Raw genomic sequence first — 23,789 nt, 5'->3', positions numbered from 1 at the left:
TGGCCGGTCCGGACAAGCGAATTACGCGCCGCGATCATCGGCGCCGGTAGGCCACCCTCGTCGACTCCGGCCACCGGGCGCCCTGGCCGGTGATCGGCTGCGGGTCCGTGTTCAGCAGCTCGAAGTCGTAGCGCTGGAACAGCCGCGCCAGCACCACCGTCATCTCGAGGTAGGCGAAGCGCATGCCCAGGCACCGGTGGAGTCCGCCGCCGAAGCCGATGAGCCGCCGCAGCTGCTCGGGCTCCTCCACGTACCGGTCGGGCCTGTAGGACTCGGGCTCGGGGAACTCCTCCTCCATGCGGTGCGTCATCGCCGGCGAGATCATCACCATCGAGCCGCTCGGGATCTCGTACCCGTCGACCTCCATGGGCTCGACGGTGCTGCGGACCGTCATCGACGCGACGGGGTGGAGCCGCTCGGACTCGTGGAGGCACCGGTCCAGATGCGCCAGGCGCCGGACCTCCTTGGCGTTCATGGTCTCGGGGAGGCCGTCGAGTTCCTCGCGCACCCGCTCGAGCTCGGCGGGGTTCCGGATCAGGTCGATCAGGCCCCACGAGATCTGTCCGGTGGTCGTCTCGTGGCCCGCCCACACCAGCATGATGATCAGGTGGATGAGGATGTCGTCGGGCACCGGCGTCCCGTCGTCGTACTCGGCTTCGACGAAGTAGTCCAGGAAGTCCCCGCCGTCGCCGGGCCGGGCCCGGCGCCCGTCGATGATCCGCTGGAGCCGCTCGCGGATGCGCCGCCCCGCGGCGCGGCTGCGCAGCAGGTGGGGGACGGGCAGCCAGCCCGGGGTGACGAAGTCGGTGCCCTCGGAGAAGCGGCGGAACTCCCCGAACCAGTCGGTGGTGGTCTCGGCGAAGCGCTCCCCGAGGAACGAGCGGGCCGCGACGCGCATGATGAGCGGCCCGAAGCCGTCGGGGACGGTGAACTCGCCCTCTCTGCCGAGCCGGTCCATGAACGACGCCGCCTCGTGCTCCATGATCTCGACGTAGGTGTCGAGCTGGCGGCCCTGGAAGCGCGGCAGCACCACCTGGCGCTGGCGCTTGTACTCGTCGTAGGGCGCGAAGAAGTAGAAGTCCGGGCTGAACATCCGCAGGAAGAAGGGGTAGGCGGTGCGGATCGAGAGCTTCCGGTCGGTCTCGTCGAAGGTGAGCTTGTTGTGCGCGGAGCCGAGGAGGACGACGGTGTCCTTCAACGGGAGCCGCAGCCGGAACATGGAGCCGTGCTCGCGGCTGCCGCGGCGGAGGAGCCCCAGCGGGTCGCGCGTGAGCTCGACGGCGTGCCCGACCACCGGGCGGGCGCCCGAGACGGTCGGAATCGGCATGCTGGTATTCATATGTCACCTCAAAGGGTCGCTTTGGTCCTCGGTGAGCTCCCGATGGGGATCAACTCGGCCAGAGCTCATCGGCGGGTGGGGTCGCCGACAGTGTTCGAATCGTAACCTTTGTTGTCCATGTCACGCAACTGTCAGAACGGCAGCGTCCAGCGGGTGCCGGGGCCGAGCCGAGCCATCGAGGTCATCTATGAGGACGGTCGCGCCCCGGCAGTGTCGGAACCCGGCCGTACCGTCGAGAGCGCCTGCGCGAGCGGGCACCGCAGAGAGGAGGCCATGTGGAGGACGGCGTGATAGTGGGGGCCGACGGCCTGGCGCGATGCCCGTGGGGAGCCGAGCCCGAGCTGTACCGCGAGTACCACGACGGCGAGTGGGGGAGGCCGCTCCGCGGCGACGACGAGCTGTTCGAGCGGATCAGCCTGGAGGCGTTCCAATCGGGGTTGTCGTGGCTGACGATCCTGCGACGGCGAGAGGGGTTCAGGGCCGCGTTCGACGGCTTCCGGATCGAGGCGGTGGCGGCTTACACCGAGGCCGACGTGGAGCGCCTGCTCGGCGACGCGGGAATCATCCGCAACCGGGCGAAGATCGCCGCGACGATCGCCAACGCGAAGGCCGCGCTGGAGCTCGGCGGCGGCTTGACGGAGCTGATCTGGTCCTTCGCCCCGGCCGGACGGGAGCGCCCGAAGACGGTCGGCGACGTCCCGGCGACGACGCCGGAGTCCAAGGCGCTGTCGAAGGCGTTGAAGGCGAACGGATTCCGCTTCGTGGGGCCGACGACGGCCTACGCCATGATGCAGGCGGTCGGCATGGTCGACGACCACCTGGCCGACTGCCACGTGGCCTCCGCGCTGGAGAGCGAAGGCCGCTGAGGAGCCGCTCCGCGAGTCGGGACGGGCCGTTCCGGGGGCCGCCGTCACCCGGACCGGGCGCCATCGTGGGACTCGCGGCGCCCTCGGGCCTCAACCCCGCTCGGACACCAGGTCCAAGCGGTCGAAGTGGTCCGGTGTCAGTTCGAGGCGCGCGGCGGCGAGGTTCTCCTCGAGGTGATCGAAACCGGTGGTGCTCGGAATCGGGAGGATCACCGGGGAGCGGGCGAGCAGCCAGGCGAGAGCGACCTGCGTCGCGGTCGCGCCGAGTTCGGCGGCCACGGCGGCCACCTCGGCCCGCGCCCCGGAGTTCCCCGCGGCCACCGGCCGCCAGGGCAGGAACGCGATCCCCGCCGCCTCACAGGCCTCGAGCACGGGCTCGTGCTCCCGATCGAGCAGGTTGTAGCGGTTCTGCACGCTGGCGATCTCGACGATCGAGCGCGCTCGATCGAGCTCGTCGACGGTGACCTCGGACAGGCCGATGTGGCCGATCTTGCCCTCCGCTCGAAGTTCGCCGAGAACGCCGAGCTGATCGGCGAGCGGGGTGTCCGGGTCGATGCGGTGCAGTTGGAGCAGCTCGATGCGGTCGAGGCGGAGGCGCCGGAGGGCCTGGTCGACCTCGTCGCGGAGCACCGGCGGCCGCCCGTCGTAGCGCCATTCGCCGTCGACGAGCGAGACGCCCACTTTGGTGGCGATGTGAAGCTCGTCGGGGTAGGGGTGCAGTGCCTCGGCCAGGAGTTCCTCGTTGCCGCCCCAGCTGTACATGTGCGCCGTGTCGATCAGGGTGACTCCCAGCGCGACCGCCTTGCGGGCGACGGCGATGGAGGCCTCGCGAACCGGCGCGGGTGCGGGCATCAGGTGCATGGCACCGAATCCGAGGCGACGCACCGTCAGCTCGCCGCCGATGTCGAACGTCGTCGAGGTCATCTGCCGTGGTCCCTTCGTCTCGCAAACGGAGCAACGGTACCAACGCCGGACGGCTCGCGGCGGTCAGTTCAGCGGGGCCGTCGAGCCTCGGAGCACGACGCGGCACCGCATCGTCCGCACGCCGCGGTCGTGCTCGTCGTCGATGGCGTCGAACAGGGCCCGGGCCGCCGTGCGACCCAGCTCCTCCAAGTTCATGTCCACACTGGTCAACTGCGGCCTGGCGCCGGTCGTCAGGACCTCCCAGTTGTCGAAGCCCATCACCGCCACGTCGTCGGGCACGGTCCGGCCCCGCTCCCGCAGCGTGTCCATCACGCCCCGGGCCACCTGGTCGCTGCCGCACAGCACCGCGTCGACCTCGGGGTGCCGGTCCAGCAGGATCCCCGCCGCCGCGCGCCCCCAGCCCTCGGACCAGGTGCCGTACGAGACCTGACCCACCGGCTCGAGCCCGGCGTCATCGAGGGCCGCCGTCGCCCCGGCCACGCGGTCCCTGGCCGCGCTGTAGTCCCGGTCGCCGCTGATGTGCGCGATCCTCGTCCGCCCGCAGGCGATCAGGTGCTCCACGGCCATCCGTCCCGCGCCCACGTTGTCGGGCACGATCGACAGGTCCTCCGGGTCCTCGGACGGCGCGTAGGCGTAGACCACCGGCACGTCCACCGCATCGGCCAGCGGCGGGCGCGGATCGGTGCTGCTGCCCACCACGATGAGCCCGTCCACCCGGCGGCTGACCAGCGCCTGCACGTGGTGGCGCTCGCGGATCGCGTCTCCGCGCGCGTCGCACAGGAACACCGACACCTGACCGGCGCCGAAGGCGTCCTCGGCGCCCATGAGGATCGGCAGGCTGAAGCGGCCCACCAGGTCCGAGGTGAGCAGCCCGACCGTCCCGCTCCGCCCGGCCAGCAGGCCGCGCGCCAGCGAATTGGGGGAGAACGACAGCTGCGCCGCCGCGTCGAGCACCCTCGCTCGGGTCTGCGCGTGCACATGGTTGCGGCCGTTGAGGGCCTTGGAGGCCGTGGCGACCGAGACGCCCGCCAATTTGGCCACATCGGACAACGTCGCGGTGCGGGCGCCGCGCGAACCGCTCGGTCTGGCCATCACGTCCTCCTTCGTGCCGGTCGCGCGCCGAGACTCGGGCGCCGACGCGTCGACTGTAGCCGACGAGCGGAAAGTTTGCCGTCCCGCCTTTCGGCGGGGCGACGCCCGCCGTCTCCTCGCGGCTGCAATTCACTGGGATCAATGCATTGACAACGACCGCTGTGAGGCCATAGCATTTCGTTCAGCAGCATACCCGAAAAGGTTTTCGGTTATTTTCGGCCTTCCCCCGATTCGACCTGCCGCTCCCACGGAGGCACGCAATGGCGCCCACGCATCCGTCCACCCGACTCCTCGCCACCACCGCCACGCTCGTCCTCGCCGCCGGCCTCATGGCCGCCTGCGACCGGGCCGAAGCCGAGCAGACCATCGGATTCCCCGAGTTCACCGGCGGCGACGCCGTCCCCGACGAGCCCGCCGAGTACACCGTGGACGGCATGATGCCCGCCATGTTCGAGGCCGAGGCCGACGGCACCGACTTCTGGATGGACCGCCTGCTCGCCCGCGAGGGCGCCGATCCCGCGGGCGACCAGTGGCTGATGACCCGCGGCCGGGCGCTGCTCATGCGCGTCCACGAGCCCGGCGTCATCGGCTTCGGCGGCCAGCTGGCCTATTACGACCCCTTCTTCGACCGCGCCAGCAACACCGACGGCTTCACCATCGACATCGGCGACGCCGAATTCACCGAGGTCCTCGACGAGCGCCGCCAGACCCCCAGCCACTGGCACAGCGTCCATGAGAGCGATAACCTGACCGCCGAAGTGGACAAGTTCATCACGCACGACAATGTCGCGGTCGCCAACGTCACCGTCACCAACAACGGCGCCGCCGCCACCGTCCCCCTGCACGTCGGCTCCGACTTCGCCTGGCAGGCCGAAGGCGAGGAGCTCACCGGCGTCCTGGACGTCCAGAACTCCCGCGGCGAGCGCCTGACCACCGTCTTCCCGCGCCTCTCGGGCACCGGCCTGACCCCCGAAGACGGGGCGCTCACCGGCGAGCTCGCCCTCGACGCGGGGGAGTCGGCCACCATCAAGGTCCAACTCGGCATGATCACCGACGAGATCCCCGAATCGGCCACCGAGTACACCGCCTACCGCGACGCCGCCCCCGACGACGCCTTCGCCGAGCACGTCCAGACCTACAACCGCTGGTGGGCCGAGAACATCCCCTACTTCGACGTGCCCGACGAGGAGATCAAGAAGTTCATCTACTACCGCTGGTGGCTGATGCGCTACAACTACCTCGACGCGGACATCCCCGGCAACGACTTCCAGTTCCCGACCTCGATCGAGGGCGTCACCGGCTACAACAACGCGATCGCGTTGACCGTGCCGATGTTCATCGACGACCTCAAGTACCTGAGGAACCCCGTCTACTCGTACGGGCCGTGGGTCTCCACCGGCGAGAGCTCCGGAGGCGGGCGCTTCATGGACAACCCCGGCGACCCGGAGAACTGGTCGAACTCCTACACCCAGTACATCGCCGAGGCCGCCTGGCGCAGCTACCAGATCCACGGCGGCCAGACGCCGATCGTCGAGAACCTCGCCCGCTACGCCGAAGGCGACGTCAGAGGCCAACTCGAGACCTTCGACACCGACGACAACTGGCTCATCGAGTACGACTGGGGCGCGATGACCGGCAACGACGCCGACGCGGTCTCCTTCCACTGGAGGGAGGGCAACCTCGACCGCGCCGAATCCGCCTACCAGTACTCCGGCGCCCTCGCCGCCGCCGAAGCCTACGAGCTCCTCGGAGACGAGGCCGACGCCGCCGAGATGCGCGAGATCGCCGACAACATCCAAGGCGCCATCACCGACGTCCTGTGGAACCCCGAGACGCAGCTGTTCGAACACGTCCACACCGAGACCGGCGACCACGTCCCGTGGAAGGAGATCAACAACTACTACCCCTTCTCGGTCGGCGCCGTCCCCAACGAGGAGCCCTACACCGAGGCGCTGCGCCTGTTCGCCGACCCGGCCGAGTACCCGCTGTTCCCCTTCTACACCGCGAACCAGGCCGACAAGGCCGAGGCCGCCGAGGCCGGCTTCCCCGGCTCGAACAACTTCTCCCAGATCAACTCCACCGTCCAGTTCCGCCTGTTCTCCTCGGTGCTGCGGGATTACGACACCGACGCGATCACCGCCGAGGACTACAAGGCGCTGCTCTACTGGAACGCCTGGGCCTCCTACATCGGCGGCGACACCGCCTGGCCCGACGCCAACGAGTTCTGGGCCGACTGGAACCCCGACACCCAGCAGATCGACTACCGCTCCTGGATCCACCACACCACGCTCGGCTCGAGCATCTGGACCTTCGTCGAGGACGCCATGGGCCTGAGGCCCAGGACCGACAACGCCGTCGAGCTCTCGCCGATCGACATCGGCTGGGACCACTTCACCGTCAACCACCTGCGCTACCGGGGCTCCGACCTCACCATCACCTGGGACGAGCCCGGCGACGGCACCGTCCACTACCCCGGTGTGCCCGAGGGCTACTCGGTCTACGTCGACGGCGAACGGGCCTTCACCCTCGACAGCCTCGCCCCGGCCGTGTGGAACCCGCAGAACGGCCAGGTCGAACTCACCGGCGGCGAAGGCGAGGTCCTCTACAGCCGGCCCGCCCCCGACATGGCGGCCCCCCAGGACGTCGAACTCGACGGCCGCGTGGTCGACGTGTTCGCCAAGGCCGGCGCCGACCTCACCGGCGACGCCGAGAACCTCGCCGAAGGCGCCACCGCCTCGGCCTCCCACACCGCCGAGGGCACCAGCGTCGACGGCGCCGTCGACGGCACCACCGTCAACGCCCCGTACTGGAGCAGCGCCGGGTCCGGCAACGACACCGACTGGTACGAAGTGGCATTCGACAAGGCCGAGCACGTCGACCGCGTCCGGCTCTACTTCTACCGCGACCGAACCGCGGACGGCCTGCTGGAACCCGAGACCTACCGGATCGAGTACCACGACGGCACCGACTGGGTGCCCGTCACCGGCCAGGCCGCCGAACCGGCCATCCCGCAGGCCAACTACAACCAGATCACCTTCGACGACGTCACGACCGACCGCATCCGCGTCGTCATGGACCACCAGGCGGGCCACGCCACCGGCCTCAAGGAGTTCCAGGCCTTCCGCTCCAAAGCGGACGTCCCCGCCGCCGAGAACGCGACGCCGTACGTCGTCGCCCGCCACGACCAGACGTTCCGCCAACCCCTCCAGGCCGCGCTCACCGGCACCGTCAAAGACGACGGCCTGCCCTCCGGCGGCGAGCTGACCAGCCAGTGGTCCCTCGTCGACGGGCCGGGCTCGGTCGTCTTCGACGACCCCGCCGCCGCGACCACCGTCGCCACCTTCACCGAGGCGGGCGAGTACACGCTCCAGCTGACCGCCGACGACGGCGAGCGGCAGGCCTCCTCGACCGTGGCCCTCACCGTCGCGCCGCCGGACGACCGCGTCAACGTCGCCACCGTCGCCGAGGCCACGGCGTCCTACACCTCCTCGTGGGAGAACGCCGACGCCGTCAACGACGGCATCGAGCCGCCGCGCTCCAACGACGGCACCAACCCCCGCTGGGGCACCTGGCCCGAGCAGGGCGAGCAGTGGGTCCAGCTCGACTGGGACACGCCCGTGCGCGTCGAGTCCGCCGACATGTACTTCTTCGACGACGGCGGCGGCGTGCGCGCCCCGGGCTCGTGGACCCTCCAGTACCGCGACGGCGAGCAATGGGTCGACGTGGCCGCCGACGGCCCCTACGGCGTCGAGACCGACCAGTACAACCAGGTCGCGTTCGACCCGGTGACCACCACCGGCCTCAGAGCCGTCCTCCAGAGCGACGGCGCCTCCGTCGGCGTCCTCGAATGGAAGGTCTTCGCCGAGGCCCCCGCATCGGTGCGGCACGTCCACCAGCCCACCGTCGCCGGAGTCGTCCCCGAACTGCCCTCCACCGTCACCTGCGTCTACGCCGACGGCACCCGCCTCGACCTCCCCGTCGTGTGGCAGCAGATCGGCGAGGACGACGTCGCCGAACCGGCCACCAGCACCGAGGTGGGCGGCCTCGTCACCGGGCTCGCCCTCGACGCGAGCGCCACCGTCCACGTCAGACTCCACGACGACGTCGAGATCACCGCCCTGGAGGCCGAAGAGGTCACCACCGTCGCCGGCAGCCCACCGCAGCTGCCCGCCACCGTCACCGCCGTCTACAACGACGGCTCCAAGGACAACGTCACCACCACCGTGACCTGGGACGGCATCGACCCCTCGCAGTACGCCGAACCGGGCGCCTTCACCGTGGGCGGCACCGTCGACGGCACCTCACTGGCCGCCGAAGCCGTCGTCACCGTCATCGAACCCAGCTGAACTCCGACCGGCACAAGGAGCAAGCCATGCTGAAGTCCGCGAAGCGACCCAGAACGAGGATCCTGCTCGCCGCCGCCTCGGCGGCGGCCCTCGCAGGGGCCCTCCAGACCGCCCTCGCCGCGCAGGCGCAGACCACCGAGTCCGCCGACGCGGGCGCCGCCGCCAACCCGATCGTCACCGACATCTACACCGCCGACCCCGCCACGCTCGTCGTCGGCGACACCGCCTACATTTTCACCGGCCGCGACGAGGCCGCCCCCGGCCAGCAGGCGTTCGTCATGGACGAATGGCACGCCTTCTCCTCCACCGCACCCGACAACGACCCCGCCGCCTGGACCCACCACGGCGCCGTCCTCTCCCTCGAGACCTTCGACTGGGCCGGCGCCAACGCCTGGGCCTCCGAAGTCGTCCAAGGACCCGACGGCCGGTACTACTGGTTCGTCTCCGTCGACGGGAACACCGACGACGGCTGGATGAACATCGGCGTCGCCGTCGCCGACGACCCGCTCGGGCCCTACGAGGACGCCATCGGCGCCCCGCTCGTCTCCGACGCCACGCCGAACTCCTCGGCGCTCAACATCGACCCGACCGTCCACATCGCCGACGACGGCCGGATCCTCCTGTACTGGGGCTCCTACTGGCAGCCGCGCATGGCCCTGCTCGACCAGGACATGACCTCCCTGGCGAGCCCGGTCACGACCCCGCAGGGCCTGACCGACTTCTGGGAGGCCCCGTGGATCTTCGAGCGGAACGGCACCTACTACATGGCCTACGCCTCCAACGCCGGATCCGACTGCGTCACCAGCTCCTCGTACGCGTGCGTCCGCTACGCCACCGCCGATGACCCCGCCGGCCCCTGGACCCACCGCGGCGTCGTCCTCGGCCAGGTCACCTCCACGACCAACCACCCGGCCATCATGGAGTTCGACGGCCAGTGGTGGATGGTCTACCACACCGCCGACGCGCCCGGCGGCGGGAACTTCCGCCGCTCCGTGGCCATCGACGAGCTCTACTTCAACCCCGACGGCACCATCCGGAAAGTCGACCAGACCACAGGAGGTGACGGGGCATGAGCCTCCCTGTCTCCAGAAGGACCGCGCTGCGACTCGGCGCCCTGGCCACCGCCGCGCCGACCGTCGCGGCGCTGACGAGCGAAGCCGCCACCGCGCAGCCGCCGAAGGCGAACCCGCGGCGAGTCGAGCCGTTCGGCCTCGACCAGGTCACGCTCGACGACAGCGTCTTCACCGCCAAACGCGACCGGATGCTCGGCTACGCGCTCGGCTACGAGGCCGACCGCGGCGAACTCGCCGGACCGGACCGGATGCTCCACAACTTCCGGGCCGCCGCCGGCATCGACCTCCCCGACGGCTCCTCACCGCCCGGCAGCTGGGACAACGCCACCGGCTACCTCAGAGGCCACTACAGCGGCCACTTCCTGAGCATGCTCGCCCAGGCCTACGCCGGCTCGGGCGACGAGACCTACCTCCGCAAACTCGCATACCTGGTGGACGGCCTCGCCGAATGCCAGACCGCGCTGGCCGCCGCCGCGGCCGAGCCGACGCCCCGCGTCGAGGGCCGCAGCGGCACCGCGATCCGCCTGAGCGGATCGCCCCTCGGACACGCCGAGCACCTCGCGCTGCCCGAGGGCCTCGTCGACGGCCTGAGCGAGATCACGGTCGCCGCCTGGATCGAGCTCGCGGCCGTCGACCCCGAAGACCTGCCCGACCCGAACCAGGACCCCGCCTCGCTCGCGAACGGCGCGAAGGTCTTCGACTTCGGCTCCGGCGCCGAGGCGCACATGTGCCTGACCGTGCGCGCGAGCGACGACGAACCGTACCCGCGCTTCACGATCACCACCGGCGGCGCCGACGCCGAACAGGGCGTCACCGGCGCAGCGCCGCTGCCGACGGGGGAGTGGACGCACCTGGCCGTGACCCTCGGCGGCGGCACCGCCGCCCTGTACGTCAACGGCGTCGCCGCCGGGACCGCCGAAGTCGCGCTCACCCCCGCCGAGCTCGGCGCGACCGCCGCCAACTGGATCGGCCGCGGCCAGTACCCGCAGGGGAGCGTCCAATACCTGGGCGCCACCGTGGACGAGTTCGCCGTCTTCGACAGCGCCCTCGACGCCGACCGCGTCGCCGCGCTCGCCGCCGGCGAAGGCGAGGGCGGCAACGTCGCCTGGTACCGCTTCGACGACCAGCCAGGACCGGTGGCCGCCGACGCCTCCGGCAACGGCCGCGACGCCCGCGTCATCGCCCCCACCGACGGCGGACGCCACCCCGGCTTCCTCGCCGCCTACCCCGAGACCCAGTTCATCCGGCTCGAGGAGTTCGCCGCCTACGGCGGCAACGCCGGGATCTGGGCGCCCTACTACACCTGCCACAAGATCATGGCCGGGCTCCTCGACGCCCACCGCCTCGCCGGGAACGCCACCGCCCTCGACATCGCCGCCGGCATGGGCGAATGGATCCACTCCCGGCTCTCGGCGCTGCCGCGCGAGAGCCTCGACCGCATGTGGTCCATCTACATCGCCGGCGAGTACGGCGGCATGAACGAGAGCCTGGCGAGCCTCGCGGGGCTCCGCCCCGACCGGCCCGAGTTCCTCGAGACCGCGAAGCTGTTCGACAACACCGCGCTGCTCGCCGACACCGCGGCGGGCGTCGACAGCCTCGACGGCAAGCACGCCAACCAGCACGTCCCGCAGTTCACCGGCTACCTGCGCATGTACGAGCGAGGCGAGGGGGAGGACTACCGCACCGCCGCCGAGAACTTCTGGGACATGGTGGTGCCCCACCGCGCCTACAGCCACGGCGGCACCGGCGTCGGCGAGATCTTCCGCGCCCGGGACGTCATCGCCGGCTCGCTCTACCAGTACCCGAACGACCCCAACCACGCCGAGACCTGCACCGTCTACAACATGCTCAAACTCTCGCGGAACCTGTTCTTCCACACCGAGGACGCGAAGTACATGGAGTACTACGAGCGGGCCCTGTACAACCAGATCCTCGCCTCCCGGCGCGACGCCGACAGCACCACCGGCCCCGAGGTCACCTACTTCGTGCCCGTGCGCCCCGGCCGGTGGCGCCAGTACGGCAACACCGGCACCTGCTGCGGCGGCACCGGCATGGAGAACCACACCAAATACCAGGACTCGGTCTACTTCGCCGCCGCCGACGGCACGACCCTCTACGTCAACCTCTACACGGCCTCCGAACTCGACTGGCCCGACCGCCGCCTCACCGTCCGGCAGTCGACCGACTACCCCTACGACGGCGCCAGCCGCCTCACGTTGAACGGCAGGGGCAGAGGCCGGTTCGCCCTGGCGCTCCGCGTCCCCGCCTGGGCGAGCGAGTTCACCGTCGCCGTCAACGGCGAAGACCAGGAGATCGACGCCGAACCCGGCACGTACGCCGCGATCAGCCGCCGCTGGAGGGACGGCGACGTCGTCGACGTGTCGATGCCGCTGCGCCTCCACACCGAGGCGGCCGTCGACGACCCGACCGTCCAGTCCGTCTACTACGGGCCGACACTGCTGGCGATCCAGCACGAGGCCGTCGGCGACGACCTCGAGACCGGCCTGATCGACCTCGCCGTCGGCGAGGACCTCGAAGCGGCGTTCGAACCCGGCGAGGAGCCGCTGCACTTCACCGCCGACGGCCGCACTTTCGCGCCGTTCCACATCGCGAACGGCGAGCCGTACCACCTGTACTGGCGGAGGCGATAGCCCACCGCCCGAACCCCTTTGATCCCTTACCGTTAGGAGCACAGGTCATCATGAGATTCGACAAGCGCCCGGCTCGGCGCGCCGCCTCGGCGGTCGCGGCGGCCACCGCCGTCGCGCTGCTCGCCGCCGCCTGCGGCGACGGCCGGAGCGGAGGCGGCGGCGACCAGGAGGTCGTCCTCGAGGGCGTCGACGACGGCACCACCCTCACCATGTGGACCAGGGCCGCCACCGAGGCCCAGTCGCAGGCGCTCGTGGACGCCTACAACGCCACCCACGAGAACCAGGTGGAGCTGTCGGTCATCCCGACCGACGACTACCAGACGCGCGTGGGCACCGCCGCCGGGAACCAGGAGCTGCCCGACCTGTTCGCCATCGACGTCGTGTTCGCGCCCCGGTTCACCTCCGCGGGCGCCTACCTCGACATCACCGACCGGATCGACTCGCTCGAGTACGCCGACGCGCTCGCCCCCTCGCACATCGACGTCGGCACCGTCGACGAGCGGAAGTACCTGGTCCCGCACACCCTCGACCTGTCGGTCCTGTTCTACAACAAGGACCTGTACGAGCAGGCCGGCCTCGACCCCGAGCAGCCGCCGGCCACGCTCGCCGAGTTCGCCGAGCACGCCCGCGCGATCAGCGAGCTCGGCGAGGACATCCACGGCACCTTCTTCGGCGGCAACTGCGGCGGCTGCTACGTCTTCACGTGGTGGCCGTCCATCTGGGCCGAGGGCGCCGAGGTCATGAACGAGGACGGCACCGAGTCGCTCCTGGACTCACCCGAGGCCCAGGAGGTCTACTCGATCTGGCGGGGCCTGGTCGAGGACGGCGCCGTCGCCCCCGGACACGCCGAGGAACCCGGCGCCACCTGGACCGGCCTGTTCCCCGAAGGGAACATCGGCGTCATGCCCATGCCCTCCACGATGCTCGGCCTCATGCCCGAGGACCTGAACATGGGCGTCGCGCCCATCCCCGGTCCCAGCGGCGGCCAGTCCACCTTCGTCGGCGGCGACTCCATCGGCATCAGCGCCAACTCCGAGCACCCCAACCAGGCGTGGGACTTCCTGCGCTGGAGCCTGGAGGAGGAGACGCAGATCGACGTCCTGGCCGCGAACGGCGACATCATGGCCCGCACCGACCTGGCCGACAACGAGCACTACGCGGACAACCCGAACGCCGTCGTCATGAACGACCTGGTCGCCATCGGCCGCACCCCGTACTCGCAGAACTTCGGGCAGACCTTCAACGACCCGCAGGGGCCGTGGCTGCCGCTGGTCAGAGAGGCGGTGTACGGAGACCCGAACGCCGACCTCAGCGCCCTCAACGACGCGATCACGGACTCGCTGAGCGGTTAGGACGAAACTCCATATGCGATATTCGCGCAAGTTGGCCGGCGCGGCCTACGCGGCACCCGTGGCGCTGTTCGTGCTGGTCTTCTTCGTCGCGCCGCTGCTGCTGGTCGGACGCATGTCGGCGTCCGACTGGCCGCTGCTGGCCGGCGACCTCGGGGTCAACCTCCCCGACAACTACACCGCCATCGGCGACAACCGCCTGTTCTGGCCCGCCGTCGGCTTCACCCTGAAATACACCGGCATCGTCGTGGTCATCCTGGTGGCCCTCTCGCTCGGCCTGGCCGTGCTCGTGTCCGGCACCAGGAAGGGCACCGGCTTCCTCCGGACCGCCTACTTCCTGCCGACCACGCTCGGCCTGGCCTCGGCCTCGCTCCTGTTCTTCGGCTTCTACAGCCCGGCCATCGGCCCGCTCGACCCGATCCTGCAAGGGCTCGGCATCACCGACGAGCCGATCTCGTGGCTCGGCACGCCGAACATGGCGCTGCTGTCCACCGTCGTGCTCATCGTGTGGAAGTTCGCCGGCTTCTTCATGATCATCTTCCTGGTGGGCCTCCAGGCCATCCCGCCCGACGTCTACGAGGCCGCCCGGCTCGACGGCGCGAGCCGCTGGCAGTCGTTTCTGCACATCACGCTGCCGCTGCTGCGCCCCGCGCTCGGACTGGTGCTCATCCTGAGCATCACCGGATCGCTCCTGGCGTTCGACCAGTTCTTCATCCTCACCAAGGGCGGGCCGGACAACAGCACCGTCACCGTGGTGCAGCTGATCTACCGCGAGGCGTTCCAGCGCTTCGACCTCGGCGCCGCGGCGGCCGTCTCCGTGGTGGTGCTCCTGGCGCTGCTGGTGCTGAACATCGCCCAGTTCCGGGCATTGAGGAGGGACCGATGACGCGCCGCGGAATCTGGGGCACGACCTCGTTCTACGTGCTGGGCGGCGGCCTGGCCGTGCTGTTCCTGTTCCCGCTGCTGTGGACGGGGTACGCCTCCGTCGCGCCCCACGGGGCCACGAACCAGCAGGACGGCTTCGGCTTCGGCAACTACGCCACCCTGCTCGAATACGACTCGGGGCTGCTGCGCTACCTGTGGAACAGCGCCTACGTGTCGGTGCTGACGGTGGCGTTCACGCTCCTGCTGTCGTTCCTGGGCGGCTACGCCTTCGCGCGCTTCAAGTTCTTCGGGCGCGACACGCTGTTCCTGCTGACCATCGCGATCCTCATGGTGCCCTACAGCACCCTGCTGATCCCGCTCTACACCCAGCTGGGCGACATAGGACTGCGCAACTCCCTGTTCGGGCTCGCGCTCGTCCTCACCCTCTACCAGCTGCCGTTCGCGGTGTTCATGATGCGCATCTCCTTCGAGGCGGTGCCCAAGGAGATCGAGGAGTCGGCCATGGTGGACGGCTGCGGCTCGCTGCGCGTCCTCACCCGCATCATGCTGTTCGCCGTGTGGCCCGGCCTGATCACCGTCGGCCTGTTCTCGTTCCTGGCCGCCTGGAACGACTTCATCGCGCCGCTCATTCTCGTCAGCGACGCCGACAAGGCCGTGCTGCCGGTGGCGATCGCCAACCTCCGCCAGCAGTCGATGGGAGCCGTCGACTTCGGCGCCACCCAGGCGGGCGTGGTCGTCATGGCCCTGCCCTGCCTGGTGCTCTTCGCGCTGCTGCAACGTCACTATGTCCGAGGATTCATGTCAGGAGCAATCAAAGGATGAACAAGTCCATACCGGTACTGCCCTCCCGAGGGGCACTGCGCCCGCTGGGGATCGACGAGGTCCGGATCACCGGCGGGTACTGGGGCCGCAGGCAGCGGACCAACGCCGAGGTCCAGATCCGGCACTGCCTCCACTGGCTCGAGGAACTCGGCTGGATCGCCAACTTCGAGAAGGCCGCCTCCGGCGAGCCGTTCGAGCGCGCCGGACGCGAGTTCTCCGACTCCGAGGTCTACAAGCTCGCCGAGGCCATGGCCTGGGAGATCGGCCGCACCGGCTCGCCCGGGCTGGAGGAGGAGTTCGCCCGCCTCACCGAGCGGATGGCCGCCGCCCAGGAACCGGACGGCTACCTCAACACCCGCTTCGGGCACCCCGGGCAGGAACCTCGCTACTCCAACCTGGAATGGGGCCACGAGCTGTACTGCTACGGGCACCTCCTCCAGGCCGCCGTCGCGCGCCTGCGCACCCGCGGCGAGGACGGCTTCGTCCAGATCGCCCGCAAGGTCGCCGACCACGTCTGCGACGTGTTCGGGCCCGGCGGCCTCGAACGCCTCGACGGCCACGCCGAGATCGAGGTCGCGCTGGCGGAGTTCGGCCGCGCCACCGGCGAGCGGCGGTACCTCGACCAGGCGAAGGCCTTCATCGACCGATACGGCCGGGACACCCTCGGCCGGGGCGGTCCCGGGCCGGAGTACTCCCAGGACGACGTGCCGGTGCGCGAGGCCGAGGTGCTGCGCGGCCACGCGGTCCGCGCGCTCTACCTCGCCTCGGGCGCGATCGACGTCGCGGTGGAGACCGGCGACGGCGAGCTGCTCGAAGCCGTCCGCCGCCAATGGGACCGGACCCTCGCCAGGCGCACCCACCTCACCGGGGGCATGGGCTCGCGCTACAGCGACGAGGCCTTCGGGGAGGACTTCTCGCTCTCGCCGGACCGGGCCTACGCCGAGTCGTGCGCCGGCGTCGCCGCGGTGATGACGGCGTGGCGGCTGCTCCTGGCGACGGGTGAGACCGCCTACGGCGACATGATCGAGCGGGTCGCCTGGAACATTCTGGCCGGCGCCGCCGCGCCGGACGGGCAGTCGTTCTTCTACGCCAACCCGCTGCACCAGCGCACCGCCGACCCCGAGCCTCCGGCCGACCGCGCCATGCCGCACGTGGCGGCGCGCGGGCGGCGCGCGCCCTGGTTCGACGTCTCGTGCTGCCCGACGAACCTGGCCCGCACCTTCGCCTCCCTCTCGGCGTACGTCGCCACCGCCGACGAGGCCGGACTCCAGATCCACCAGTACATGCCCGCGTCCGTCGCCACCGAGCTGGCGGGCGGGCCGGTCGAGCTCGCCGTCGAGGCCGACTACCCCGACAGCGGCACGATCGCCGTCCGCGTCGAGCGCAACGAGGCCGGCGAGTGGACGCTCGGCCTGCGGGTGCCGTCCTGGGCCGAGGGCGCGGTGCTGACCGGGCCGTCGGGGGAGCGGCGCGAGGTCGAGCCCGGCGCGGTGAGCGTCACGGCCGACTTCGCCGTCGGCGACACGGTGCGCCTGGAACTGCCGGTGGCGCCGCGCTGGACCAGGCCGGACCCGCGCATCGACGCGGTGCGCGGCTGCGTCGCCGTCGAGCAGGGCCCGCTCGTGCTGTGCGCCGAGTCGGTCGACCTGCCCGGCGGGGCGGACGTCGCCGAGCTGACCGTGGACGCGGGCAAGGCCCCGGTCGGGCACGACGGCGCGGTGACCGTCGCAGGCCACGTCCACCGGAGCGCCGACGCCTGGCCGTACGGGCCGGATCCGGGCCCCGAGACCGGACGCGAGGCCGTCGAGGTCGGGCTCATCCCGTTCCACCTGCGGGCCACGAGGGAACCGGCCACGATGCGGGTCTGGCTGCCGACCGAATAGAGGGAAGCGGGTGGCTCGGCGCGGGCCGAGCCACCCGCCGGCTCAGGCGGCCGCTTGGAGCCGGTCGTATTCCCGGCGCGCCTCGATGATGTCGGGCTGGTGGCGCTCGGCCCACTCGAGCAGGCCGTTGAGGTGCGCGTACAGCTCCCGCGCGCTCTCGGTGGCGCTGTACTCCACCTTCGGCGGCACGGTGGCGTGCACCGTTCTCGTGAGCAGGCCGTCGCGCTCGAGGTTGCGCAGCGTCAGCGTGAGCATGCGGCGGCTGATGCCGGGGATGCTGCGTTCGAGCTCGGTGTAGCGGACCGGGGCCCTCGTGGCGGCCACCAGGATCGACACCGCCCACTTGCCCGCGACGCGGTCGATGACCTGGACGATGGGGCAGGCCTCGGCCTGCACGTCGGACTTCGGCAGGACGCAGTCGTCGTCCATGGGCCTGCTCCTTCGCGGCGGCGACACGCCTGTGCCGCAATTCACTCTCGGCCTCCAGGCCGGTCGACCTGGAGAGGAACACGCATGTCCCCTCTGGCACATCGAAGTGCCTTCTTACGGATCCCTCCATTGGAACACATCATTGCCTCAGGAACAAATCGTTCCCCACGTGATCCCGAGAGGCAACCCCGATGAGCACCCGAACCGATCAGAGCCTGCGGACCCGCTGGCTCGCGGTCATCGTCCTGTCCGCCGCCCAGGTCATGATCATCCTCGACCAGAACATCGTCAACGTCGCGCTCCCCGCCATTCGCGAGGACCTCGCGTTCTCCCAGGCGAACCTGGTGTGGACCGTCAACGCCTATGTGATCCCCTTCGGCGGCCTGCTGCTCCTCGCCGGAAGGCTCGGCGACCTGATCGGCCGCAAACAGGTCTTCCTGGCGGGTCTCGCGCTGTTCATCGCGGCCTCGGCCGCCGCCGCCCTGGCCGACACCCAGGAACTCCTGCTCGCCGCCCGCTTCGTGCAGGGCATCGGCGGCGCCGTCACCGCCGCCGGGCTCCTCGGCATGATCGTCACGATCTTCCCCGAACCGGAGCACCAGGCGAAGGCCATCGGCGTCTACGGTTTCGCCTCCGCCGGAGGCGGCGCCGCGGGCAGTGTGATCGGCGGCGTCCTCACCGACGCCCTGGGCTGGGAGGCGGTCTTCTACGTCAACGTCCCGATCGGCCTCGCCGTCGCCGCGCTCGCCTGGAGGCTGCTGCCCGCCGACCGCGGCGTCGGACTGCGGGCCGGGGCCGACGTCATCGGCGCGGCCCTCGTGACCTCGGGCCTGATGCTGGCCGTCTACACCCTCGTCGAGACCGAGCGGTACGGCTGGGGCTCGCCTCGCACGCTCGGTCTCGGCGCGCTCGCCGCGGTCCTCGTCGCCGGGTTCTTCTGGCGCCAGTCCAAGGCCGCCGCTCCGCTCATCCCGCTGCGGATCCTCCGCTCCCGCAATGTGGCCGGGGCCAACCTGGCGCAGGCGCTCATGGTCGGGGCGGCGTTCGGGTTCATGTACTTCACGGTCCTGTACCTCCAGCAGGTCCTCGGCTTCACGCCGCTGGCGGCCGGGCTGGCGTTCCTGCCCGCCCCGATCGTGATCGCCGTCGTGTCGATGGCCGTCGCGCCGAGACTGCTGGCCCGCTTCGGAGCCCGACCGCTCGTCCTCACCGGGCTTCCGCTGATGGTCGTCGGCTTCGTCCTGTTCGCGCAGATGCGCGCCGACGGCTCCTACGCCGCGGACGTGCTGCCGGGCATGCTGACGGCCCCGCTCGGCTTCGGACTGACCATGCCGGCGCTGATGTCGTTGGGCATGTCGGACTCGCGCCCCGAGGACGCCGGGGTCACCTCCGGGCTGTTCAACACGGCGCAGCAGGTCGGCGGCGCGGTCGGACTGGCGGTGCTGAGCACGGCGGTCGCCGCTCGGACCGACGGCCTGCTGGAACAAGGGCGATCGACCGCCGAGGCGCTGACCGGAGGCTACCGGACCGGCTACACGATCGCCGCGGTCTTCGTCGTGGTCGGCTTGGTCGTCGCCGCGACGATGCTGAAGACCCGCAAGGCCGAGGCCGTCGAAGCCGAGGTCGAACGCGTCGCCTGACGCCTCGGAGGCCCTGCCGCTCAGGCGGCCAGGGCCTCCGGCGCCACGACCGCGCGTTCGGCGGCCTCGGCCACGATGCGGGCGGCGGTCTCCTCGGGCGTCATCTTGCCCGAGTCGAGCCACCAGCCGACGCCGCCGAGCTCGCGGCGCATCGTGGCGGCCAGCGGCGCGAAGTCGTAGTGGACCCGGTGCTCCTCGGGGCGGGTGGCGTTCCGGTGGCGGGCCACCTCGAGCGGCGGGGCGAGCACCACGAGCATGAGCGGCCGGGCCCGCAGCCGGTCGGTGAGGAACGCCAGCTCCTCGCGCGTCTCCACCACGTGGTCGACGACCGGCGTGTACCCGGCCTCGGCGAAGTTGTTCGCCACGGAGCAGAGGTTGACGGTGCGCAGCTGCAACTGCCGCCGCGCCTCGGGGTCGGGACTCCACTCGCCCCGCTCGTCGAAGTAGCTTGCCCAGCCGCTGACCATCAAGTGGGCCATGACGTCCCCGTCGAGCCGCGCGGACCGCGGCAGCGCCTCGGCCACCAGCTGCGAGACGGTGGTCTTCCCCGCCCCCGGGGTGCCGGTGAGGACGAGGCAGCCTGGCATCGTGTCGGTCATGACCGCGATTGTGCCCGCCGTGCCGCAGGGCCGCAAAGCCTTTTCACCCAGGGGAAGCCGGCGGCCGGCCCGAGCGGCCGGAGGCCGCCCCGCCGCGCCGGACCGCGTTGTCCGGGCCACATTTCACGGTCCGCGGCGCCGCGGTCGGTGAGAATGGGGCCCGTGACTCAGCTTTCCGAATACCTGGCGATCGCGGAGCGCGCCGCCGACCTCGCCGTCGAACTCATCGAGTCCGGCCGCGAGACGAGGCGGACGCTCGAACGCAAGGGCGACAGGGACTTCGCCTCGGACCTCGACCTCGCCGTCGAGGACCGGCTCCGCGAGTTCCTGGCCGAGGCCACCCCCGACATCCCGCTCCTGGGCGAGGAGCGGGGCGTCAGCGGCGGCACCGGATCGCCGTACGAATGGGTGCTCGACCCCATCGACGGCACCGTGAATCTCGTGCACGGCCTGCCGACGTTCTGCGTCTCGCTCGGGCTGACGCGCGACGGCGACCCGGTGGTCGGCGTCGTCGACGCGCCCTCGCTGGGGGAGCGCTTCAGCGCGGCGGCCGGTCTCGGCGCCTCACTGAGCGGCGACGCGATCGCGTGCTCGGCGACCGACGACCTCGCCGAGGCCCTGGTCGCGCTCCCCGACTTCGCGCTGGCCGACCGCTCGCCTGCGATCAATGCCGAGCGGATGCGGCTCATCGCCGACCTCGTCCCGCGCGTCCAGCGCATCCGCCTGATCGGCTCGGCGGCACTGGAGCTGTGCTGGGTCGCCGCCGGCCGCTTCGACGCCACCGTGCACCCGCAGGCGAACCTGTGGGACGTCGCCGCCGGGGTGGTCATCGCCCGCGAGGCCGGAGCGGCGGTGCTCGACCGCCGCGGCGAGGCGTTCGGGCCGGGCTCGGCCTCGGTGGTGGCCGCGGCGCCCGCGCTCGCCTCCGAACTGTGCGAACGCCTCGCTGCGGCGGTGTGAACCCGCACGACTCGGGCCGGTGCGGCGGTCGGAACCCGACCGCCGCACCGGCCTTCGGGAGGGTGATGCGCGGTGCCGGTTACTGGCCGATGCCGCAGGGGTTGGTGAACTCGCCCTCGTCGATCGTGCCGAGCGGGGTGAACCCGGCGGCCTCGATGACCGGTGCGGCCTCATCCGAGCAGATCCATCCGAAGTCGGCGTTGTTGTCACCGAAGAAGCCGTGCAGCTTCGGGTCGACGCCGCCGGGGGCGGTGCCGTCGGCGGGAGTCTGGTCGATGACCACGTTGAACAGCGGCCGCGACAGCAGGTAGCCGCCGGTGCTCACCTGCACCGGCTTGTCGCCGTTCGCGTCGGCCGGGACCTCCGTGTTGAAGCGCCCCACCGAGAACGGCGCGATGGCGTTCGGGTCGCCGTCGACCGGCAGCGCGTCGTGCTCCTGGACGGTGTCGTCCACGCAGGAGCCGAAGGTGTCCAACTGCAGGGAGTCCAGGAACGCCTGGCGGGTGCCGGAGCCGTCCTGGGGAGCGAGCGGGTTGATCGTCTCGGCCGGCAGCTCGGATCGCAGGTCGCTCCACTGGGTGGCGTCGCAGGTGTAGATGGCGATCATCTCGGCGGTGGTCAGGTCGAGCGGGGCGTTGGTGCCGGCGCTGTCACCGGGGAACTCGCCGACGGCCTGGTTGTCGCCGTTGACGACATAGCGCAGGTCGTCGGTGGCGAACGGGAAGAACAGCACCTGCGGCCCGCCGGCGACACCGCCGCACTGGCTGTCGTCGGCCCGGCGGGGCCGCGAGGACCTGGCGAACTCGACCAGGCTGTCGCTGGTCCCGTCGCAGGCCTCGTCGCGGCGGAGCTCGTCGATGCCGTCGGAGGAGCCGTTGGGGCGGACGATGGTCTCGTTCGCGTCCTGGACGCCGTCGCCGTCGGTGTCCTCGACCCAGATGTCGTCGCCGGGCAGGCCGGTGTCCGGGTTGAACGCGTCCCACGAGGCCACGCGCGGCGGCACGGTCTCGGTGGCGTTGTAGGCCTGGGCCAGGTCGTTGAGGGCGAACTGGGTGGTGTCGGAGCCGACGCCGATGATGTCGCCGCCGTCCGGCTGGAACGGCGGGGTGTAGTCGCCGGGGTCGGCGTACGCGGTGCCGAATCCGCTGCCGGCGGCGATCGCCAGCCCGGCGGCCGCGGCGGCGGCTCTTGCCATGATTCGCATGGGGGACTCCTTATCCCTGTCATGGTTGACGCTTCGCATCGAAGCAATTACGAGCGTCGTCGCTCACAGGTTCGGTTGCCACCACATGACGGCCAAGTGTTCGTCAACTGGCCATGCCCGGATGGTTAAGGAGCCGTTGCGCCCCCAGGTGGGCGGCTCATCGCCGCGCCGCCGCCGCCGAGACGCCGCCGAAGCCCTCGCCTGACACGCCTTCGCCCCCTTTGCCGTATATGTCATATGGGGTAAATCACAGGCCATGCCCAGTGAACTTCGCGTTCACTCCTTTGTGTCTCCCGGGACATACCGTGCTCTTTGGATTGCGAGTGGTGATCATGCAATGAGCCCGCAAAGGAAACCCCCCACAATGCATTCGAATGAGTCTTCCGGAACCGCGGACGACCCGTCCCCGGCGCCAGCCGCCGGCACGGCGACGGCGGTCCTGCCCGAGGTCCCCGACGTCACCGCCGTCCAACCGAAGGCGGAGGCGCCAGACGCGCTCGGCGCGAAGCTGGAGGCCGACCGCGTCTCCGCCTGGTTCGGCGACCACAAGGTCCTCGAACGCGTGTCGCTCACCATGGAGCCGGGCAGCGTCACCGCGCTGATCGGCCCCTCCGGCTGCGGCAAGTCCACATTCCTGCGCATCCTCAACCGGATGCACGAACTGGTGCCGAGCGCCGCCCTCGCCGGCGAGGTCCGCCTCGACGGCACCGACATCTACGCGCCCGGCCAGCGCGTCACCGAGACCAGGCGCCGCATCGGCATGGTCTTCCAGAAACCCAACCCGTTCCCCGCCATGTCGATCGACGAGAACGTCACCGCCGGACTCAAGCTCACCGGCGGCCGCCGTCGCCGCGACGAACGGCAGGAACTGGTGGAGCGGTGCCTGACCAAGGCCGGACTGTGGCGCGAGGTCAAGGACCGCCTCTCCCAACCCGGATCCTCGCTCTCGGGCGGACAGCAGCAGCGGCTGTGCATCGCGCGGTCCCTCGCCGTCCAGCCCGACGTGCTCCTGATGGACGAGCCGTGCTCGGCGCTCGACCCCACCTCCACGCGCCGCATCGAGGAGACCATCGCCGAACTGCGCAACGAGGTCACCATCGTCATCGTCACCCACAACATGCAGCAGGCCGCCCGCGTCTCGCAGTACTGCGCGTTCTTCCTCGCCGAAGAGGGCAGCCCCGGCTCCGTCGTGGAGCAGGCCGACACCGAGACTATGTTCGGCTCCCCCAGCGACCCGCGCACCTCCGACTACATCCACGGCCGATTCGGCTAGCGGACGGATGGCGACCATGCCCATGAACAAGGCCCGACCCCGCCCCGACCGGGCAGGCCGCCGAGGCCGCCACACGAGAAGCAGATGCCCATGGTTCGCTTCGACATACGGCCCGCCAACGGTGGCGGGTTCCTCTGGAGACTCCTCAGCGGCAACAACCGCACGATGGCGACGGGCGGCTGCCAGTGCGCCACCCGGGCCGAATGCACCGCGCAGATGCGGCGCGTGGCCGAAGTGGCCCTCGTCAAGCGCCCCCGACTGGTGCACGAGGACGACGGCACCTGGTCGTGGTCGCTCGACGACGGCGGCGAGGCCATCGCCCGCTCGGCGGCCCCGTACTCCCGCCGCATCGACTGCCTGCGCGCCATCGACCGTTTCGTCGACCTGGCCGACGACTTCCAATCCGGCCTCGCCGAAGCGCCCGCCGCGCGCCCGCCGCGCCGAGGCGCATAGC

The 23,789-nt window shown here is 70.8% G+C and carries 18 protein-coding genes; 12 read left to right on the top strand and 6 right to left on the bottom strand.

Going from position 1 to position 23,789, the window contains the following annotated elements:
• Positions 1 to 34: 34 nt before the first annotated feature.
• Entirely contained in the window at positions 35 to 1,327 is a 1,293-nt protein-coding gene (locus YWW_RS0112070) for a cytochrome P450 (RefSeq protein WP_051325707.1), read from the bottom strand.
• 287 nt (positions 1,328 to 1,614) lie between these two features.
• Here YWW_RS0112070 and YWW_RS0112060 point away from each other — a divergent pair, with 287 nt between their 5' ends.
• Entirely contained in the window at positions 1,615 to 2,205 is a 591-nt protein-coding gene (locus tag YWW_RS0112060) for a DNA-3-methyladenine glycosylase I (protein ID WP_026930316.1), read from the top strand.
• A gap of 90 nt (positions 2,206 to 2,295) precedes the next feature.
• Here YWW_RS0112060 and YWW_RS0112055 read toward each other — a convergent pair whose 3' ends face one another.
• The gene (locus YWW_RS0112055) at positions 2,296 to 3,129 is read right to left on the bottom strand and encodes an aldo/keto reductase (protein WP_026930315.1); all 834 of its coding nucleotides are present in this window, start codon (positions 3,127 to 3,129) and stop codon (positions 2,296 to 2,298) included.
• Between the two features lie 63 nt (positions 3,130 to 3,192).
• Positions 3,193 to 4,221 carry a LacI family DNA-binding transcriptional regulator gene (locus YWW_RS0112050; protein WP_026930314.1) on the bottom strand — a complete coding sequence of 343 codons (1,029 nt, stop codon included), beginning with the start codon at positions 4,219 to 4,221 and terminating at the stop codon, positions 3,193 to 3,195.
• Positions 4,222 to 4,481: 260 nt separating this feature from the next.
• On the opposite strand from YWW_RS0112050, the gene YWW_RS29955 reads away from it, so the two are divergent.
• From YWW_RS29955 to YWW_RS0112015, 7 genes are read left to right on the top strand one after another with little or no spacing between them, the layout of a single operon-like run.
• Positions 4,482 to 8,567: an Ig-like domain-containing protein gene (locus YWW_RS29955; protein ID WP_081687409.1), complete on the top strand. Its 4,086-nt coding sequence runs from the start codon at positions 4,482 to 4,484 to the stop codon at positions 8,565 to 8,567.
• Positions 8,568 to 8,593: 26 nt separating this feature from the next.
• On the top strand, positions 8,594 to 9,640 hold the full coding sequence (locus YWW_RS29950; RefSeq protein ID WP_051325706.1) for a family 43 glycosylhydrolase: 1,047 nt from the start codon (positions 8,594 to 8,596) through the stop codon (positions 9,638 to 9,640).
• Positions 9,637 to 12,291 (top strand): beta-L-arabinofuranosidase domain-containing protein, encoded by a 2,655-nt coding sequence (locus YWW_RS29945; RefSeq protein ID WP_051325705.1) that lies wholly within the window; start codon positions 9,637 to 9,639, stop codon positions 12,289 to 12,291. Before YWW_RS29950 ends, YWW_RS29945 begins: the two co-directional genes overlap by 4 nt.
• 50 nt (positions 12,292 to 12,341) lie before the next feature.
• Positions 12,342 to 13,643, top strand: coding sequence for an ABC transporter substrate-binding protein (locus YWW_RS0112030; RefSeq protein ID WP_026930313.1), 1,302 nt, complete (start codon positions 12,342 to 12,344; stop codon positions 13,641 to 13,643).
• Positions 13,644 to 13,656: 13 nt separating this feature from the next.
• The gene (locus YWW_RS29940; RefSeq protein ID WP_051325704.1) at positions 13,657 to 14,526 is read left to right on the top strand and encodes a carbohydrate ABC transporter permease; all 870 of its coding nucleotides are present in this window, start codon (positions 13,657 to 13,659) and stop codon (positions 14,524 to 14,526) included.
• A complete protein-coding gene (locus YWW_RS0112020; RefSeq protein ID WP_035699207.1) occupies positions 14,523 to 15,347 on the top strand; it encodes a carbohydrate ABC transporter permease in 825 nt (274 codons plus the stop codon). Before YWW_RS29940 ends, YWW_RS0112020 begins: the two co-directional genes overlap by 4 nt.
• The gene (locus YWW_RS0112015; RefSeq protein ID WP_035704431.1) at positions 15,344 to 17,230 is read left to right on the top strand and encodes a glycoside hydrolase family 127 protein; all 1,887 of its coding nucleotides are present in this window, start codon (positions 15,344 to 15,346) and stop codon (positions 17,228 to 17,230) included. Before YWW_RS0112020 ends, YWW_RS0112015 begins: the two co-directional genes overlap by 4 nt.
• Positions 17,231 to 17,272: 42 nt before the next feature.
• Here YWW_RS0112015 and YWW_RS0112010 read toward each other — a convergent pair whose 3' ends face one another.
• Positions 17,273 to 17,659: a winged helix-turn-helix transcriptional regulator gene (locus YWW_RS0112010; protein ID WP_026930310.1), complete on the bottom strand. Its 387-nt coding sequence runs from the start codon at positions 17,657 to 17,659 to the stop codon at positions 17,273 to 17,275.
• A 191-nt stretch (positions 17,660 to 17,850) separates the two neighbouring features.
• On the opposite strand from YWW_RS0112010, the gene YWW_RS0112005 reads away from it, so the two are divergent.
• Positions 17,851 to 19,299 carry a DHA2 family efflux MFS transporter permease subunit gene (locus YWW_RS0112005; RefSeq protein ID WP_026930309.1) on the top strand — a complete coding sequence of 483 codons (1,449 nt, stop codon included), beginning with the start codon at positions 17,851 to 17,853 and terminating at the stop codon, positions 19,297 to 19,299.
• Positions 19,300 to 19,319: 20 nt separating this feature from the next.
• Here YWW_RS0112005 and YWW_RS0112000 read toward each other — a convergent pair whose 3' ends face one another.
• Positions 19,320 to 19,898 carry an AAA family ATPase gene (locus YWW_RS0112000; protein WP_035699209.1) on the bottom strand — a complete coding sequence of 193 codons (579 nt, stop codon included), beginning with the start codon at positions 19,896 to 19,898 and terminating at the stop codon, positions 19,320 to 19,322.
• Between the two features lie 162 nt (positions 19,899 to 20,060).
• Between YWW_RS0112000 and YWW_RS0111995 the strand changes: the two genes are divergently transcribed.
• Complete coding sequence (locus YWW_RS0111995; RefSeq protein ID WP_026930307.1) at positions 20,061 to 20,858, top strand: inositol monophosphatase family protein; 798 nt, start codon at positions 20,061 to 20,063, stop codon at positions 20,856 to 20,858.
• Between the two features lie 79 nt (positions 20,859 to 20,937).
• On the opposite strand, the gene YWW_RS0111990 is transcribed toward YWW_RS0111995, so the two are convergent.
• Complete coding sequence (locus tag YWW_RS0111990) at positions 20,938 to 22,062, bottom strand: PstS family phosphate ABC transporter substrate-binding protein (RefSeq protein ID WP_026930306.1); 1,125 nt, start codon at positions 22,060 to 22,062, stop codon at positions 20,938 to 20,940.
• A gap of 364 nt (positions 22,063 to 22,426) precedes the next feature.
• On the opposite strand from YWW_RS0111990, the gene YWW_RS0111985 reads away from it, so the two are divergent.
• Positions 22,427 to 23,335, top strand: coding sequence for a phosphate ABC transporter ATP-binding protein (locus tag YWW_RS0111985; RefSeq protein WP_081687407.1), 909 nt, complete (start codon positions 22,427 to 22,429; stop codon positions 23,333 to 23,335).
• 90 nt (positions 23,336 to 23,425) lie between these two features.
• Positions 23,426 to 23,788 (top strand): YegP family protein, encoded by a 363-nt coding sequence (locus tag YWW_RS0111980; protein ID WP_155830150.1) that lies wholly within the window; start codon positions 23,426 to 23,428, stop codon positions 23,786 to 23,788.
• The last annotated feature ends 1 nt before the right edge of the window (position 23,789 follow it).

It is taken from the genome of Glycomyces tenuis DSM 44171 (assembly GCF_000427885.1).
Classification (GTDB): domain Bacteria; phylum Actinomycetota; class Actinomycetes; order Mycobacteriales; family Micromonosporaceae; genus Glycomyces; species Glycomyces tenuis.
Note: the sequence above shows the minus strand (reverse complement) of the source record. Positions and strands in the feature narration are given on the sequence as shown.

Bases quoted from the DNA above. Each gene is read 5' to 3' on its own strand.
- YWW_RS0112055 (WP_026930315.1), bottom strand. From the start codon at position 3,129: ATGACCTCGACGACGTTCGACATCGGCGGCGAGCTGACGGTGCGTCGC.
- YWW_RS0112030 (WP_026930313.1), top strand. From the start codon at position 12,342: ATGAGATTCGACAAGCGCCCGGCTCGGCGCGCCGCCTCGGCGGTCGCG.
- YWW_RS0112005 (WP_026930309.1), top strand. From the start codon at position 17,851: ATGAGCACCCGAACCGATCAGAGCCTGCGGACCCGCTGGCTCGCGGTC.
- YWW_RS0112050 (WP_026930314.1), bottom strand. From the start codon at position 4,221: ATGGCCAGACCGAGCGGTTCGCGCGGCGCCCGCACCGCGACGTTGTCC.
- YWW_RS29950 (WP_051325706.1), top strand. From the start codon at position 8,594: ATGCTGAAGTCCGCGAAGCGACCCAGAACGAGGATCCTGCTCGCCGCC.
- YWW_RS0112020 (WP_035699207.1), top strand. From the start codon at position 14,523: ATGACGCGCCGCGGAATCTGGGGCACGACCTCGTTCTACGTGCTGGGC.
- YWW_RS0112015 (WP_035704431.1), top strand. From the start codon at position 15,344: ATGAACAAGTCCATACCGGTACTGCCCTCCCGAGGGGCACTGCGCCCG.
- YWW_RS0112070 (WP_051325707.1), bottom strand. From the start codon at position 1,327: ATGCCGATTCCGACCGTCTCGGGCGCCCGCCCGGTGGTCGGGCACGCC.
- YWW_RS0111990 (WP_026930306.1), bottom strand. From the start codon at position 22,062: ATGCGAATCATGGCAAGAGCCGCCGCCGCGGCCGCCGGGCTGGCGATC.
- YWW_RS0112000 (WP_035699209.1), bottom strand. From the start codon at position 19,898: ATGACCGACACGATGCCAGGCTGCCTCGTCCTCACCGGCACCCCGGGG.
- YWW_RS0111980 (WP_155830150.1), top strand. From the start codon at position 23,426: ATGGTTCGCTTCGACATACGGCCCGCCAACGGTGGCGGGTTCCTCTGG.
- YWW_RS29955 (WP_081687409.1), top strand. From the start codon at position 4,482: ATGGCGCCCACGCATCCGTCCACCCGACTCCTCGCCACCACCGCCACG.
- YWW_RS0111985 (WP_081687407.1), top strand. From the start codon at position 22,427: ATGCATTCGAATGAGTCTTCCGGAACCGCGGACGACCCGTCCCCGGCG.
- YWW_RS29940 (WP_051325704.1), top strand. From the start codon at position 13,657: ATGCGATATTCGCGCAAGTTGGCCGGCGCGGCCTACGCGGCACCCGTG.
- YWW_RS29945 (WP_051325705.1), top strand. From the start codon at position 9,637: ATGAGCCTCCCTGTCTCCAGAAGGACCGCGCTGCGACTCGGCGCCCTG.
- YWW_RS0112010 (WP_026930310.1), bottom strand. From the start codon at position 17,659: ATGGACGACGACTGCGTCCTGCCGAAGTCCGACGTGCAGGCCGAGGCC.